Annotated in this window: 11 protein-coding genes; 10 read left to right on the top strand and 1 reads right to left on the bottom strand. The window is 33.4% G+C overall.

Features of this window, described 5'->3' with window-relative positions; genetic code table 11:
* Window positions 1-156: 156 nt before the first annotated feature.
* The 9 genes from AB3G33_RS11230 to AB3G33_RS11190 all read left to right on the top strand — a co-directional run bounded on the left by AB3G33_RS11230 (window position 157) and on the right by AB3G33_RS11190 (window position 16,270).
* Window positions 157-456, top strand: a complete 300-nt coding sequence (locus AB3G33_RS11230) for an HPF/RaiA family ribosome-associated protein (protein WP_367769445.1) — start codon at window positions 157-159, stop codon at window positions 454-456.
* 301 nt (window positions 457-757) lie between these two features.
* Entirely contained in the window at window positions 758-1,132 is a 375-nt protein-coding gene (locus AB3G33_RS11225; RefSeq protein WP_367769442.1) for a group 1 truncated hemoglobin, read from the top strand.
* Window positions 1,133-1,234: 102 nt separating this feature from the next.
* A complete protein-coding gene (locus tag AB3G33_RS11220) occupies window positions 1,235-2,917 on the top strand; it encodes a Na/Pi cotransporter family protein (protein ID WP_367769439.1) in 1,683 nt (560 codons plus the stop codon).
* A 166-nt stretch (window positions 2,918-3,083) separates the two neighbouring features.
* Complete coding sequence (locus AB3G33_RS11215; RefSeq protein WP_367769437.1) at window positions 3,084-8,048, top strand: translocation/assembly module TamB domain-containing protein; 4,965 nt, start codon at window positions 3,084-3,086, stop codon at window positions 8,046-8,048.
* Window positions 8,048-10,363, top strand: a complete 2,316-nt coding sequence (locus tag AB3G33_RS11210; RefSeq protein ID WP_367769435.1) for a BamA/TamA family outer membrane protein — start codon at window positions 8,048-8,050, stop codon at window positions 10,361-10,363. Before AB3G33_RS11215 ends, AB3G33_RS11210 begins: the two co-directional genes overlap by 1 nt.
* 175 nt (window positions 10,364-10,538) lie before the next feature.
* Window positions 10,539-11,966 (top strand): L-serine ammonia-lyase, encoded by a 1,428-nt coding sequence (locus AB3G33_RS11205; protein ID WP_367769432.1) that lies wholly within the window; start codon window positions 10,539-10,541, stop codon window positions 11,964-11,966.
* 535 nt (window positions 11,967-12,501) lie between these two features.
* Window positions 12,502-14,256: a tyrosine-type recombinase/integrase gene (locus AB3G33_RS11200; protein WP_367769429.1), complete on the top strand. Its 1,755-nt coding sequence runs from the start codon at window positions 12,502-12,504 to the stop codon at window positions 14,254-14,256.
* Window positions 14,257-14,327: 71 nt separating this feature from the next.
* Window positions 14,328-14,828 carry a hypothetical protein gene (locus AB3G33_RS11195; RefSeq protein ID WP_367769426.1) on the top strand — a complete coding sequence of 167 codons (501 nt, stop codon included), beginning with the start codon at window positions 14,328-14,330 and terminating at the stop codon, window positions 14,826-14,828.
* Window positions 14,829-15,025: 197 nt separating this feature from the next.
* On the top strand, window positions 15,026-16,270 hold the full coding sequence (locus AB3G33_RS11190; protein WP_367769423.1) for a DUF1036 domain-containing protein: 1,245 nt from the start codon (window positions 15,026-15,028) through the stop codon (window positions 16,268-16,270).
* A 134-nt stretch (window positions 16,271-16,404) separates the two neighbouring features.
* On the opposite strand, the gene AB3G33_RS11185 is transcribed toward AB3G33_RS11190, so the two are convergent.
* The gene (locus AB3G33_RS11185) at window positions 16,405-17,169 is read right to left on the bottom strand and encodes a site-specific DNA-methyltransferase (protein WP_367769420.1); all 765 of its coding nucleotides are present in this window, start codon (window positions 17,167-17,169) and stop codon (window positions 16,405-16,407) included.
* Between the two features lie 130 nt (window positions 17,170-17,299).
* Here AB3G33_RS11185 and AB3G33_RS11180 point away from each other — a divergent pair, with 130 nt between their 5' ends.
* Window positions 17,300-17,836 (top strand): hypothetical protein, encoded by a 537-nt coding sequence (locus tag AB3G33_RS11180; RefSeq protein ID WP_367769416.1) that lies wholly within the window; start codon window positions 17,300-17,302, stop codon window positions 17,834-17,836.
* Window positions 17,837-17,968 lie beyond the last annotated feature (132 nt).

Here is a 17,968-nt window from a genome sequence, read left to right as displayed (position 1 = left end):
TATCCTTTATTTCTGCAAATTAAAATCGTAAATTTGAATACTACATTTAAAGGCAAAACCTTTTTTCAAATACAACTAAAAACACATCTGTAATTATTCCGTTTGTTTTGCCTCAATACCTATTAATTTTATTGTTTAATCCTAAAAATAAATAGTATGGAAACTACGATTCAATTTGTTAATACAGAAAAAAACAAAATTGCAGAAAATCTTGTATTGGAAAAACTGGACCAATTATACAAACACTTTGACTGGATTATTCGAGCAAAAGTATTTTTCAAAGAGGAAAAAGACACAAATGGAAAAGGGAAATTGTGCGATGTTACTATTAGCTGTCCTGGACCTCCAATTTTTGCCTCTTCTAACGAGGAAACTTTAGAAGCTGCAGTAGCAGAAACCATAAAAGATTTAACTGTACAATTAAACAAACGCAAGAGTGAAAGACAATTGCATTAGTTCTATTTCAATTAGCATTATTAGAGGAGAAATTAACCCCAAAACAGACCACTATTTATATTTGTAAAGATAAAGTATGCCATAGGCCTACAACCGAAATAAAAATAGCACTACAACAGTTAAATAATTAATTATCAGAATTCTATAATTATATTTTTATTTAAAATACTCTATTACTTAAAAAAATGAGTAACTTAGTAAAGCTAAAATAGCGCTTTAACTTCTCCCCAAGAATACTACTATCTTATTTCAAATATCAAAACTACTATTGTTCTATTGTTTAATCATAAAAAATACTATTATGACGACTTTACTTTACGATCGCTTAGGAGGAAATTCTGGAATTACACAAATTGTCAATGATGTGGTTGAAGAACACATGAATAATCCTGCAATAAATGCTCGATTTATACCCTTTAGGGACCATCCAGAAGAATTGGCAAACATTAAAAAGCACACTATTGAATTTTTTAGCGCAGGTAGCGGAGGTCCCGCAACTTATAGTGGCAAAGATATGAGTACAGCCCACACTGGCATGAATGTAAATCGAGGAGAGTACATGCATGTCATGGAGGATATCTTTCGTGTTTTAGATAAACATAATATTGATGAAGATTCAAAAAAAGAGGTGTTAGCAATTCTTTGGTCATTAAAGGGAATGATTATTTCTAAATAGTAATTCCCGCTTGCATAATAAAGCATTTCAAGTCCGCTTAAATCCAACCTTAAGAACAGTTTTCAATAATTTTATTCTTATCTTTAAGTCTATTTATGTCTTATGGATACGCTCAACCATTTCTTTAAACTTGCTGCTGGTGTAGGATTATTCCTTTTTGCCATGTACTTGCTAGAAGAATCTCTCAAAAATTTGTCGGGTCGTAGTTTCAAACTATTTCTACAACGCATTACAAAAAATAAGATTGGAGCTGTAACTGGTGGAGCAATAGTAACAGCCATTCTTCAAAGTAGTTCTATGGTTTCCTTTATGGTTTTGGCCTTCGTAGGTGCAGGTGTATTTACGATGAAAAATGCGATGGCTATAATTTTGGGTGCTAATCTTGGAACCACGCTCGATAGCTGGTTAGTAGCTACATTAGGTTTTAAAACTGATATTGAAGTAGTAGCTTATCCCGCCGTTTGTGTGGGTGGTTTACTTTTAATCCTATTGGGTAACCGGAAAACCATTAAATACATTGCTTTTTTTCTTTTCGGATTTGGATTATTGTTCATTGGACTTTCTTTTATGAAAACGGCAATGGAAGCGCAAGTTAAGATTTTTGATTTCTCAAAATATGCCGAAATGCCATTAATCATTTTCTTAGTTATTGGATTTATTATAACCATGCTAGTTCAATCTAGCTCAGTTACTATGGCATTAACTCTTAGTGCTCTTCATGCTGGAGCGTTAAGTTTTCCAATTGCTGCCGCTATTGTATTGGGATCAGAAACAGGGACAACCATAAAAATTGTGTTAGGAGCTATTGGCGGTAATGCTTCTAAAAAGCGAGTTGTTTTGGGTAATTTTCTATTCAATGTTTTTGTTACTGTGTTTGCTTTTATCTTGTTAAAACCTATTTTGAGTCTTATTACGGATGTTTTCAATATTAAAAATCCACTGATTGGTTTAGTCACTTTTTCAAGTCTAATCAACTTATTTTCTATCCTTTTTTTCCTTCCTTTCCTTGATAATTTTGCGCAATTTCTAGAACGGTTTTTCAAAGATCTTAATGGAAATACCGCTGCTTTTATTACTCATGCCTCGATTGTTGAGCCCATAACAGCATTGGATTTATTTAGAAGAGAAACCAACTATTTTATACATAATTCCATGCTATTCAATATGGAATTGTTCAAAATTGACACTCACGATTTTCGGGAAAATGCTGTATTTAAAAGCATCAATGATAAACATAAATTTTTCTCTAAAACTAAAGAAGATCAATATGATTTCTTAAAACAATTGCAAGGGGAACTACAAATTTTTTATTTGAAATTAAGACCCAAATTACAGACAGAAGAATATTCCGAAATCAACCAATTAATATCAGCAGTGCGATCTGCAATGCATGCTGTAAAAAGCGTTAAGGATATTGGAACTAATATTTCGAATCTAAGTCATTCTTCTAAAGATATCAAGTACCAATTTTTTATCCATCATAAAGAAGAAACTAAAATCCTTTATATGGAGTTGAACTCCTATTTAACGGAAAAAAATCAAATTACATTTGAAAAATTACAAAGCTTATTTAATTCCATACAAATCAATTATACATCGGCACTAAACACTTTTTATTCAGAGGTACAAAATGCGCCAATTGAAGATATAGATATTACCACAGTTATCAATTTCAACAGAGAACTTTTCACTTCAAATAAAGCTATGTTTATGGCTATAAAAGATTTTCTACTGAAAGAAAAACTAGCTGAAGACTTTAATGAAATTCCCGTGTATAAAACTTAAAACTACTTGTATATAGAAAATTAAATTCAAAAAATTTTATAAGATTTACTCTAAATTTTATAAGCCAATATGAATATTAATTTTCATCTTTGTGTAAAATTCAATTTTAAATTTAAAAAGAGGTTTTCAGTTTATTCTGACAATTTTAAATCTAAAACAACAACAGTTGAAAAAATACTTACAAAAGAGTTTAAGGTTATTTATTTGGATAGTAGGAACAATCTTTAGCTTGTTTTTAATACTTCTAATCCTCATACAAATTCCTTCGGTACAAAACGTTGCGAAACAAAAAGTGGTATCCTATATCCAAGAAAAAATTCAAACTAAAGTTTCCATAAACCATTTAAAAATTGAGTTTCCCAAAAAAATCATCCTGGAAGGCATTTATTTTGAAGGTCAAAAAAAAGATACGCTTTTGGCTGGTAAAAAAATAGCAGTTGATATTAGTATGTGGCAACTAATAAATAATACGGTTGCTATTAATTCTATTGATTTAAATGGAATCACGGCAAATATAAACCGAAATGCAACAGGAGATTTTAATTTCGATTATATAATCAAAGCTTTTGCGTCCCCAGATAAACAACCCAAAGACAGCACACCAATGATTTTTTCATTGGATGAAGTCAATCTAGACACCATAAACCTAAAATATACTGATGCATTTTCTAAAAATGATTTAACACTAAAACTAAGGCATTTAGAAACGAGAATCAAAACTTTTGATTTGGAGCAAATGAATTTTGAGGTTCCAAAAATCAAAATCAAAGGATTGAAGCTAAAGCTAAAACAAGGAATTCCAAAAGAAATTACCAGTGTAGCAAATAGTACAGCATCTAAATCGAATTTCAACATTGGACTAGGAGAAGTAGATTTGTCTAAAATTGCCATTGACTACCAAGATGAAAAAAGTAAATTAACCACTACCCTTTCCTTAAAAAAACTATTGGTAAAATTTGATAAAACAGATATCAACAACCAATTTTTATTAATTGATAAAGTTTCGCTAGCCGATGCCGAAGGAAATTTAGCATTTGGAAAGCTAAAAGAAATAGTTGCTACTAGTACAACAGCTACTGATTCTAATAATTGGGAAGTAAAAATAAGGGAACTTAGTTTAAAAAGAGTGGGTTTTATTTATGACAATTATAATGCTACTGTCCTAGAAAAAGGGATTGATTACAACCATCTGAAATTTTCATCCTTAAGTACCGAAGCCAAAAACTTCCGTTATAGCCCCATCAGTATTTCTGCAAATATTGACTCATTCAAAGGGAAGGAAAAAAGTGGGTTAAATATACTCGCTTTAAAATCGGATGTGTTCTACGGAAGAAAGAATGCTTTCTTTAAAAATTTATATCTCAAAACTCCCCAAACCCAATTACAAAACGAAATCCAAATTGGCTATGAATCCATAGCAAATATTTCGAAAAATTTAGGTGATCTAAGTCTGATTGCCAATTTGAAAAAAAGCAGTATTGGTTTTAAAGACATTTTAATTTTTGTTCCTACATTATCCACTACAAAGCCGTTTGATAGTAATCCTAACGCCATCCTTCTTATTGACAGTAAAGTCAGTGGAAAGCTCAATAACATCAAAATACCAAAACTAGAAGTAAGTGGCTTGGGAACGACTAAAGTAAATGCCAGTGGTACAATAACAGGTTTACCTGATGTCAATAAAGCGCATTTTGATTTGGTCATCAATGAATTCAAAACCACTTCTAAAGATATAAACGAATTTATTCCAAAAGAAACGATTCCTAATACCATTGCACTTCCGGCCGTATTTAATGCCGTAGGAAAATTTAAAGGAACGCTAAATGATTTCTATACCGATCTCGTTTTAGGGAGTAGTTATGGAAATGCTACCGTTAAGGGGCAGTACAACCAACAAATTAAAAACAAAGAAAAGTACAATCTAGATACAGAACTGACTAATTTTGATTTAGGCAAATTGATAAAAAATAGTGATATTGGTAAAATCAGTTTAAATGCTACTATTAAAGGAACAGGTTTTGATCCCAAAACAGCAAATACATCCATAAGCGGGACCATTCAAAAACTATATTACAATAAATATACCTATCAAAACTTGGATTTAAAAGGCGCCATTCATAATGGTTTATATAAAATAAATGCAAGCAGCCCTGATCCCAATCTTACTTTTGACTTAGTGAGCAGCGGTAGTTTTAAAGATAAATATCCCGCTGGTACCATTAACCTTAATATTGATATTGCTGACCTTGAAAAGTTAAACCTGCACGCTGGTCCACTAAAAATAAGAGGAACTGTACAAGCTGATATTCAATCAGCTGATCTGGATTACCTCAATGGTAAATTTACTGTTTTAAACTTAACCGTTGCTGATGAGGCAACGCAATATGTCACCGATTCCATTACTTTAATTGCCACTTCTACTGCTGATAAAAATACTTTGGATTTAAAATCTCCATTTATGACTGCTAGCGTAAACGGAAAATACAAACTATCTAAAATTGGTGCTGCCTTGTCTCAGTCTATTTCAAAATATTATTCAACAGATTCATATTCGAAAACTAAAGCAGTTGAAAAGCAGCAATTGGAATTCAAAATTGGAATTGCTGACAGTCCGCTTTTAGTGAAATTAATTCCTAATTTAAAGAGCCTGGAACCTATAGCTATTTCTGGAAGATACAATACCATAAATGATTCTATTGTTTTGAATGCCGCCATTCCAAAAGTTATTTATGGAGGAAACACAGTGACAAATGCCGTTTTTAAAATAGATACTAAAGACAATTCTTTGGTATACAACTTAATGGTTGATGATTTACAAAACACTCAATTTCAACTGCCGTACACTTCCCTAACTGGTAAAATACAAAACAATACTGCCAATTATGTTTTACAATTAAAAGACTTAAAAGACAAAGAAAGGTATTTGATTGCTGGTACAGTTGAGGCTAAAAATGGAAATAATGACCTTCATTTTGATCCAAAAAACCTATTGCTTAATTACGAATCCTGGAATATAGATCCTGATAATGTAATCCGTTTTGGTCCTAAAGGATTGTATGCTAACCAGCTTAAACTAAGCAAAGACGGGAGTAGCATTGAATTGCAATCTGAATCTCAAAAAACAAATGCGCCACTGGCTATTAATTTCAAAGATTTTAAACTAGAGACGCTGACTAGCATTGCCGAAAAAAGTGACTTAACCATTAGTGGAACTACAAATGGTGCGGTTCTACTAAAAAATTTAAATCAAACGCCTGTTTTTACTTCTAATCTTACCATTTCTGATTTTGCATTTAAAAAAGACACCGTTGGGACAATCAATATTCAAGTGGATAATATCGTTGCCAACAGTTATAATGCAAAAGTAGCTATAACAGGTCAGGACAATCAAGTGAATTTAGATGGAACTTACAAAATAGGAAATGGTGCAATGGACTTCAACCTGGATATTGTAAAACTAAATCTGAAAAGCATTCAAGGATTTACATTGGATAACCTAAAAGAAAGTACTGGTTTTTTTAATGGTAAATTTAAAATAACAGGAACTACAGATCAACCTAAAATGATTGGTGACTTAAAATTGAATGATATCGGATTCAAAGTAACGCCACTCAACGCCACATTTAAGTCCATGAATGATGCCGTTTCGTTTACCAATGATGCCATTCTATTTGATCATTTTACCATTAAAGATGAGAAAGACAATGATTTAGTTATTAACGGAAAAATCAATAGTGCAAATTTCAATAATTTCGGTTTTGATCTAACATTAGATGCCACAAATTTCAAAGCCTTAAATTCCAAAGAGAAAGACAATCCTTTGTATTATGGAGAAGTATATTTAGACAACCATTTAAGAATAAAAGGAGATTTCAATAATCCTATTGTAGATGGAGATATAAAAGTAAATAAAGACACCAAACTGACTATTGTAATGCCACAATCGGATCCATCCATCGCGGATCGAGAAGGAATTGTGGAATTTATTGACCAAGACAATCCTTCGATGATTGAAACCATTGCTGTAGATGAAAATTTAAGTAAAACAGAAATAAAAGGAATCAATGCATCGGTCAATATAGAAGTCGATAAAGAGGCCGAATTATCTATTGTAATTGACAAATCCAATGGTGACTTTTTAAAATTAAAAGGAGAAGCGCAGTTAAATGGTGGAATTGATCCTTCAGGAAAAACGACCTTAACAGGAAGATATGAGCTAAAAGAAGGAGCTTATGAAATGAATTTTAATTTTATCAAACGAAAATTCGATATTAAGAGCGGTAGTTATATTCTATGGACAGGCGAACCAACATCGGCAGATATTAATATAACTGCTGTTTACAAAAATCAGGCTGCTCCTATTGATCTTATTGATGACCAATTGGCTAATGTTTCGGCAGAAGTAAGAAATACCTACAAACAAAAAATCCCTTTTGAAACCGAATTAAAAATGACTGGGGAGCTAATGAAACCCGTCATCAGTTTTGATATTATTTTGCCCGATGGAAACAATAGTGTATCCACCGAAATTATCAATACAACTCAAGCTAAATTAACGCAATTGCGTCAGCAACCAGACGAACTCAACAAGCAAGTATTTGCGTTACTGCTATTGAATCGTTTTATAGGTGAAAATCCTTTTGCTAGTGAAGCTGGTGGTAGTTCTTTGACATCCATAGCGCGACAAAGTGCCAGTAAAATCCTATCGCAACAACTGAACAATTTGGCCGGAAACTTAATTAGCGGTGTCGAATTGAATTTTGATTTAAATTCAACCGAAGATTATACCACGGGACAACTTGAAAATAAAACCGATTTGAATGTAGGGATTTCTAAAAAATTACTGAACGATCGATTGAAAGTAACCGTTGGGAGCAGTTTTGGGCTGGAAGGGCCACAACAAACCAATGAAACTAACAATAACATTGCGGGTGACGTATCTGTTGAATATCAATTGTCTAAAGATGGACGATACAAGTTAAAAGCCTACCGTTTAAACAAATACCAAGTGGCACTGCAAGGACAAGTAATAGAAACAGGAATTGCTTTTATTATCACTTTAGATTACAATCATTTTAAAGAATTATTTCAAAAAAGTAAAACTCAAAAAGAGAAAAACAAAAAGAAATAATGAATCCTACCTATAGCATTATGAAAAACAAAGCGCCACTACTCTATTTCCTTTTTGTCATCTTGTTCCTATCTGGATGCAGTGGTACTAAATATTTACCCGAAGGAGAACTGCTTTATACAGGTGCAAAAATTAAAATAGAAGGAAATGAACCTGCTAAAAAGGAACGCAAAGCACTAAAATCAGAATTAGAGCTTTTGGTAAGGCCAAAACCCAATTCTTCCTTTCTAGGGATGAGGCCCAAACTGTTCTTTTATAATTTGGCGGGACAGCCAAAAAAAGAAAAAGGAATTCGCTACTGGATCAAAACCAAACTAGGGGAAGCACCTGTTTTATACAGTAAAGTAGATCTAGAATACAACAAAAGTGTTTTACAAAACTATAGTGAAAACAAAGGGTATTTCAATGTAAAATCCACTGCTGATTCCACGAGAACGGGAAAAAAAGCAAAAGCGACGTATACTGTTACACCAAACAAACGTTACTTTATTAGAGACGTAAAATTTCCCGAAGATTCATCGGCTGTGGCTGCAGCAGTGCGTAAAACACAAAGACGCTCTTTATTAAAAAAAGGAGAAGGATACAGTTTAGAAGTTATTAAAACCGAAAGAGAACGAATTGATACCCGACTCAAAGAAAAAGGATTCTATTATTTCAATCCTGATTATTTGCTCGTACAGGTAGACAGTACAGTAGCCGATCATCAAGTAGATTTGATCGTGAAGATAAAAACAGATGCGCCCCAACTGTCCAAAGAGCAATACAAGATCAATAAAGTGGTCGTGTATCCTAATTATTCCATTAATACAGATAATGCCTCCAGCAACAGTGATTCAATTGTTCATTACAAGGATTTTACGATTATAGATAACGAACATTTATTTAATCCCAGCATTTTTGACCGAACGCTTTATTTTAAAAAAGGGGATTATTACAACCGCACCAACCACAATTTATCTTTAAATCGATTAGTCAATTTAGGCACTTTCAAGTTTGTAAAAAACCAGTTTAAAGTAGCAGATACGATAAGTAATTATCTCGATGCCTATTATTATTTGACTCCTTTGCCTAAGAAATCCATTCGTGTAGAAGTGTTGGCCAAAACCAATTCAGCTAATTATACTGGAACAGAACTCAATGTAAACTGGAGCAATCGTAATTTATGGAAAGGTGCGGAACAGCTTACAATATCAGCATTTGGTGGCGTTGAAGTACAGGTATCTGGACAAAATAATGGGTTTAATGTATACCGTTTTGGAACAGAGGCTAATTTAATTTGGCCGCGCCTTATTGCTCCTTTTAAATTTCAATCTTCCAGTGGTTTTGTTCCAAAAACAAAAGCAACACTAGGATATGAGTTTCAAAACAGAACCAAATTATATTCCTTGCAAACCTTCAAAGGTTCTTTTGGATATTTATGGAAAGAGAATGAACGCAAAGAACACTTGTTGAATGTCACTGAGATCACCTTTGCCAGTCCACAAAATGTTACGGCTTTGTATCGCGAACAAATTGCTGCCAATGCATCACTTGGAAAAGTAATCGAAAAACAATTGATTTTTGGTCCTACTTACTCCTATACGTATACTAATACCATGGAGAAAAGAAAAAAGAATACCTTTTATTACAAGGGAAGTATTGACCTCGCTGGGAATATAACAGGATTACTATCCGGTGCTAATATAAAATCAGGAGATACCGTTAAAGTATTTAAGGTACCATTTAGTCAATTTATAAAAGTAGAAAATGAATTCAGGCATTACCTAAAATTAGGTGCCGAATCACAACTCGCTAGTAGAATTATCGTGGGAGCAGGTTTTGCTTATGGCAACTCAAATGAAATGCCATTCATCAAACAATTTTTTAATGGTGGTACGAATAGTATTAGAGCCTTTAGAGCACGCTCTATTGGTCCTGGAACCTTTGATGGATCAACGAATGCCAATACCTTTTTACCGGATCAATCAGGAGATTTAAAACTTGAATTCAATACAGAGTATAGAGCAAAAATTTACGGATTGGTTAAAGGAGCTTTGTTCATGGATGCCGGAAATATATGGCTTTTAAAAGACAACATAGACAAACCGGGCGCCAAATTCTCTAAAGACTTTTTAAACGAACTCGCTGTGGGTGTAGGTGCTGGATTGCGATTTGATTTCTCGTTTCTGGTCCTGAGAACGGATCTTGCTTTTCCTATACGTAAACCGTACTTGCCCGATGGTCAACGCTGGGTATTGGACAAAGTAAATTTTGGAAGTGGATCTTGGCGAAATGACAATTTAGTATTTAATCTGGCTATTGGATATCCATTTTAGACCTATTACTTTAATTACCAATAGCTTCAAAATTTACAATACTATTTTTTTATTTGATTTATTAAAGAATAATCATAATAAAACCTTAAAACACAATAATTATTACATCTTTGTTGCTGTTAAAGGTAATTCATTGCTAATTTCAATTATATTTGTTTAAAAAAATTCGCAACATATGGAAGAGTGTATTTCAGTTTTTGACATGCTTAAAATTGGTATTGGACCATCAAGTTCTCATACTTTAGGCCCATGGCGTGCCGCTGAACGCTTCTTGCAAGAATTGAAAGAGGAAAACCTTTTACCTACTGTTACGCGAATTAAAACCGACTTATATGGCTCCTTGTCGTTAACAGGCAAAGGGCATGCGACTGACTTGGCAGTGATGCTAGGACTTAGCGGTCAAGACCCAGAATATATTCCGGTGGAAAACATCGATGGAATTATAAAAATCATTAAAGATACCCACCTAATCAATTTAGGAAATCAATATCCAATACCCTATCAGTTCGCTGATGATATTACGTTCAATAAAGAGTTTCTTCCTTTTCATTCTAATGGGATGACATTTACTGCTTTTATTGGAAACGAGATTGCATATGAGGCTACCTACTACTCCATCGGTGGTGGATTTGTAGTAAAAGAAGAACGCATTAACGCCAAGGAAAAAATCAAAATAAAATGTGCTTTCCCTTACATGATCAATAATGCGGCTGAGCTATTAGCCTTTTGCAAAAGCGAAAATAAAAGCATTTCGGAGATTGTTTATGAAAACGAAAAATCCATGCGCACGGAGGAAGTAATCGATCATGAATTGATGCGCATTTGGAACACCATGCTCGAATGTATGTACATAGGATGTCATACTTCAGGAATCCTTCCGGGTGGATTAAATGTACGCCGAAGAGCGTTTGATATGCATCAAAATTTAATAGGATTGTCTAATTATAGTAATCCACAAACTTGGTTAGAACAAATACGCTTGACCGAAGTGAAGTTTCGCCAAATCCTAAAATGGGTAAGCTGTTTTGCCTTGGCCGTAAACGAAGTCAATGCAGCACTAGGCCGCATTGTAACCGCACCTACAAATGGTAGTGCTGGAGTAATTCCATCCGTTTTAATGTATTATTTGGTAATTGAAAACCACAATGCGGGCCCAAAAGAAATCAAACAATTCTTACTCGTAGCAGGAGAAATAGGCAGTATTTTCAAGAAAGGTTCAACCATATCAGCCGCTATGGGTGGTTGCCAAGCCGAAATAGGCGTTTCCTCCTCTATGGCTGCAGCGGCACTTTGTGAACTGATGGGTGGAACACCCGAACAAGTATTGATGGCCGCCGAAATTGCCATGGAGCACCATTTAGGATTGACCTGTGACCCTATAGGTGGTTTAGTCCAAATTCCATGTATCGAACGCAATACGATGGGTGCTATAAAAGCCATCAATGCCGCCGAACTCGCCCTTGAAACCGACCCAAAAAACGCCAAAGTACCATTGGACAAAGTAGTCGATACTATGTGGCAAACCGCTAAGGATATGAACAATAAGTACAAAGAAACTTCGGAGGGTGGATTAGCAATCGCGGTTAATATGGCCGATTGTTAATCGTTGTTCGTTGACCGATGTTCGTTGACCGATGTTCGTTGACCGTTGTTCGATGCACGTTGTTCGTTGTTCGTTGTTCGTTGACCGTTATTCGTTGACCGTTGTTCGTTAGTAGTTGATCTATCTTGCGATGGACGGTAAACGGTGGACGGTTTTCGTTGACCGTTGTTCGTTAGTAGATGATCTATCTTGCGATGGACGGTTTTCGTTGTTCGATGCACGTTGTTCGATGTTCGTAGTTCGATGTTCGTAGTTCGATAAACGATCAACGGAAAACGACTTTCACGATTCCCTATTTTTGGGCGTGCCCCAGCTTCCACTCCGTTGCAGCAGCGTCAGGCTCTACGCTACAATCTCCCGAAAAAAATCGGGAGGATTTCCACTTTGATCCTTCACGCAAGATCCCCTTTTGCGACAGCGAAAACAGGCATTTTTAACTATTCGAAATAAAATTCATCATAGACCATTCAAAATCAATAAATTATATGATATTATTTAAAATAAAGTAGTATTTTAGTTACTTCATATACGCCTTATGCAAATAATTGTAAAAAAGATATGGCATCGCGATGCAGATCGAATCGGACTTTTTTTTACCTATGATAGTGGGACTATTTCTCAATTAAAAAAATTGGGAGGAATCTATAGCCAGTCGCTCCGTTGTTGGTATTTTGATTACAATGCTGTAAATTACAAGCTCATAAGTCAAACCTTTGATGATTTGGTTATTGACAACCCAAAAAAGACTAAAACGCAACCGCTGGCCGGCCTTACCATAGGCCGTGACCTTCCAGCCATAGCCACAGCCAACCTTCAGTTAGATTCGGCACTAATGCTGAATAACCCTGAACATATAGCGAAAACAAATTCGTTAGCACCCAACATGCGTTTAGAATTACTGCCTAATTTAGGTAAGTATTGGGTTTTCAAGATGCAGTATTATCAGGCAATAAGCAGGCAATTATTGGCCACAAAAGGAGTCTATTGGAATGCCAATTATAAGGTTTACATGGTGCTAAGGAACACTAATGTAAAATTGCAAGTTGAAAAAATACTTGGCGCATCCTCTTTTTTTCCTGAAAATGATTCTTACAAAAGCGAAACGGTCTTTACATCTGAATCGATTATAGTAAAACCACATCCAGAAGACCCGAAATGGATGGAAGTGTATGTACCACCATTTCTTGTATTGCGAGAAAAAATAAAACGGTTCTCTATGGCTCGTTTTAGTACCATCAAAGACTGTTATTTACTTCCTGCCGCACCTAGTGTATATGAGGCCATGGGAATGCAATTTGAGCCTCATAAAGTACTAATTAACAACCGGCTTCCTAAAGGGTATTTATTGAAACAAAACTTACCTAACAGGAAACAACTCGATTTAAGTAAAACCAAAGCGCAACTATTCAACCAAGTTCCTGATGCAGCACATGACTATATTACGTTAATGGTAGACACTATATTGGCGCTTAATTACAGTAGTTCCACGATGCGAACGTATACCAGTTCCTTTTTAAAATTCCTGCGGGATCACCAGTTTAGAGATCCTCACACCATTACACAAAAAGAAATCATAAAATACTTGGCTTCCATTATGGAGCGCGGTTTATCAGCCTCCTCCGGACACAATATGGTAAATGCTTTATTATTTTATTATCAGCAAATTGAACATCAAAAAGGCTTTGAACTAAAAATTCCTCGACCAAAAAGTGAAAAAAAATTACCGGCAGTATTAACCATGGAAGAATGTCTACAAATTTTCAGAGCTGTAGACAACCCAAAACACAAATTATTATTGTTAATAGGCTATGGTGCAGGCCTACGTGTAAGTGAGATTGTAACTCTAGAGTGGCGCGATATATTATTTGCCGAGCATAAAATTCATATTAAAAATGCCAAGGGCAAGAAAGACCGCCTGGTGATGTTGCCCTACTCTATTGTAAGTTCACTGGAGCTTTATAAGACATTATACGAACCCAATAAATATGTTTTTGAAGGGCAATATGCAGGGGAACCCTACAGCATTGGTAGTGCGCAATCAGTAATGCGACAAGCACTAAAAAAATCCGGATTATCGAAAAGTGCTACTGTACATACCTTACGCCATAGTTTTGCCACCCATCTATTAGAAAGTGGCACAGACATTAGATACATTCAAAAATTCTTAGGTCATGCTAGTATTAAAACGACTACAATATACACGCATGTTTCGAAGATGGCAACTGATAAGATACTCAGTCCATTAGATCGCTTGGTAGATGAAAATAACAAGAAAAAACTGAAAGATTGATCAAAAACATCCAAAAAGATGTATATATTTGATGTTATATACAAGTTATGCGTAATAATAAAACGAAGCGTATGAAAAAAATAAAATATATAGTTTTAATATTCTCACTTTTTAGTTTTTACTGTTTCAGTCAAAAAAAACAATTGCTGAATGAAATCCCAACTGACTTCCATTTTGAAATTAGTGACGGCGGAAATAATGCTTACAATTCTCTATACAACAACTTTTACAGAACATACATAGATAGCGTTGCGACTATTAAAGTAGAATTAACAAAAGATGAAAAAGAAAGAATTTATTCATTCATGAAAAAAATAAGTTTTCATAAAATGCCTAATCAATTTAAACCGAAAGAAAAAATCATAACAATTAAAAATCCTAGTTTTCAAAGGAGTGTAATTATCTATTCTAATGGAGAAAAAAAATTTGTCTCTTATAAAACAGGTTTTACAAGTGATTTAAATGATCAAAGAGCGAAACCTTTTTTGGAATTTTATAAAATGATATGGGAAATTATATACAAGAAAGAACAAGTGCTGAATTTAGCAGAATCAGATAATGATTATCTATAAAATTACTACGCATAACACACGCTACAAGCAATTTGGGAATTTGGCTTAAATGAAAAATTGGTTTTGTATTTGGAAGATTTGGCAAATCCGAAGAATGGGCTTAATTTAGTCCCAAACTGCGTGTAGCGCGGGGACGTTGTGCGACACTTTGGAAAAACTGAACGAAATAGAACGAAATAGAACGAAATTAAAATAATATGAAAATAAAAAAATACCAATTAATAATTATTACTTTCTTACTTTTTACTAAATCATTTAGCCAAGTTATTTTCAAAAATACAGGTTCAAGTAAAATATTTGTTGCCATTGGGTTTTACGAAAAAAATACTGGTTGGACAACAAAAGGTTGGTTTCCAATTGAACCAAACGAAGAGCAAAATTTATATACTCCAAAGCTATTTGGTAGTGAAAAATTTTATTATTGTGCAACAATAGAAAAATGTGACAAAGGTTTTTTCGGGAATACAAGTTTATACGTGAATAAACAAGATGCTTTTACAATTGCGAATGCTGATAATAATGTAAATTATAATAATTCATTAATTTTAAAATATAAATTTATAGAAACAAAAATTAATACTTTAGAAAGTAATACAATAAAAATAGAACCTAATAACTTGACTTGTTACAATAAAAAACAAGGTAAATGGAAAATGGGTTTAGACAAGGAAGGTAATTTTGCAGAATTAAAAGAAGATATTAGATTTTACAGAGAAATAAGTTTTACAAATGACATTCCAATTGGTTGGTGTAAAGATTATTATCCTGACGGAACATTAAAATCAGAATATAAACTTTTAAGTTTTCTCCCATTTAAATATGATGGAAAATGTTCTTGGTACAAAAAAGACGGAAGTTTGGAAAAAGAAATTGAATATAAAAATGGAACCGCTTTAAGTGAAACTTCTACAATAAATAATGGAGAAATAATTACAAAAAAAGCACAATATGAAGTTGTTAAGTTACCTATTCAAAACCTATATCTAAATAGTACAAGTAATGCTTATTGGAAAGGTGGAAATTCAAAATCAATAATTCCAGTAGAACTTCCAGAAGGAACTGTAGAATGGTATTACGAATATACTTCATCAAGAAATAAAGAATTGGTTCAATCAAATGTTCAACAATTTAGTTTAGCGAAACAATTGACTTCCTTAATTGACACTTCTGGTTTACTAAATGCTTCAATTAATATGTTTTCATCTCCACCAGGAAATGATGTTTGTGATGTATATTTATTTGAAAATGAATATTACAATCAATTTTTAAACGGAACTACGTTTAACCATTTTCCAATTGGAACAAGGCAAAATTTTAAATCAGGAATTGTACAAATTAGAAATTTTCCATTAAAAAATCCACGAATAGGAATAAAAAATAATGATATGACTTTTGGAATAAACGTATCAATTCAAATTGTTGCAATCGTATCAAAAATATAAAAAGCGATCGCACAACAGCGGTTTCAAGAAATGGCGAGAAATGTGCTAAATTGATGTATTTCTTTCGCAAGAAATATTATCTTAGTGGAAAATATGCGGTTACGAAGTTCGCCACTTCTTGAAGCCGCGAAACGTTAGTAACAATACTGCGTGATGCGATTAACTGCAGTGTCAAAATGAACTTTTAGATTTTCTATTCCTATAAATTTTCTATTTAATCTTTCACAAGAATCTCCTGTTGTTCCACTACCCATACAGTTATCTAAAATCACATCACCCTCGTTTGAGTAAGTTTCTATAAAATAATCAGTCAAAGCTGCAGGCTTTTGTGTACTATGTAGTTTTAATTTTTGTTTATCAGATGCAAATATCTGTACACTTCTTGGGTATCTGTCAGTATTTCCTCCTCCTGAAACCTCTTTATTTGATTTTCCATATATTTCCGTTCCGTTTTGAGTTTCGATATATTTTGTAAATGAGTTTACAGGTTTGTGTCCTTGCGTTTTTATTGGGTTGTACGTTGGTAGATTTTTGTAAAATATAAGTACATTTTCGTGTGCTTTCATAGGCATTTTTTTTGCGTTATAATGTCCAGTTGCTGTTGTTTTTTCCCATATCCATTCATACCTCAATAACTTTAGATTACTAACTCCTAATACCTTGTCAAATGGCGTTTGTGCTGTTAATATTATTGCACCATTATCTTTTATAACCCTTTCGTATTCCTTCCATAATTTAGGCAAATCTAAAACAGAATCCCAACTGCAGTTAGTTGTTCCATAAGGTAAATCACAAAATATCATATCAATACTTTTATCTTTTATTATCGGGAAAACGTCAAAGCAGTCGTTAAAAAATAAAGTACTGTTACTAACAGCTTGTTTATTCAATTGTGGCATAATTCTTTAATTTAATGATTAGTAATATTTGGTTTAATTTGTTATTTCCGATAGATTCCGCTTGTCAAGTCCACAACTGAAATAAACAAGCGAACCGTTGGTGGCAAGTTCAAAAAAACAGAACGTAAATATGAAATTTGAAATAAAATTTGACGAAAACATTTTTAAAAAACAGATAGAATTAACGTTTAATCGTTCTTGGTCAAAATCGAAAACAGAAAATAAAAAACTCGCAATTATTGCATTTATTTTCATTTTACTTGGAATTATTATTTTATGTGGAAATGGTGATATCGGGAATTTATTTATAATCCTTGGAATATTAGCAGGTATTGTTTTTTTATATCGTTTACAGAAATACTTAAAAGCAAAAAAAGCAACGGAAAATATAATGATTGAAAATATCCAAATTTGGAATAATAATCCAATAAGTATTTGGGAGTTTGAAGATGATTTTTTTAGATTTAAATTTTATGGTGGAGATTATAAAATTAATTGGGAAACTGTAAAATATTCTGAAGTTGTAGACAATACTCTTTTCTTTGGTTTCAAAGAAAATGGAAGTTATTATACTTTATCAGAAAGCGAAATTGGAAAAGCAGAATTTTTAAAAGTTGTTGAATTTGTAGAGCGGAAAATAGAACCAGCCACCAACACACGTTTCTAGATATTTGCAATTTTAGTGGAATTACCGTTTTTTATCATATCTTCGTTCAGCCGAAAATACTCGTCTTCGTAAGTTGCAAACATCTAGAAGCGCGAGAACGTCAGGCTGTGAAAAAACCTCCTTTTTTCCTCA

This window comes from Flavobacterium sp. WC2421 (genome assembly GCF_040822115.1).
Lineage (GTDB): Bacteria > Bacteroidota > Bacteroidia > Flavobacteriales > Flavobacteriaceae > Flavobacterium.
The sequence above is the reverse complement of the archived record's forward strand: the minus strand, read 5'-3'. Positions and strand labels throughout refer to the sequence as shown.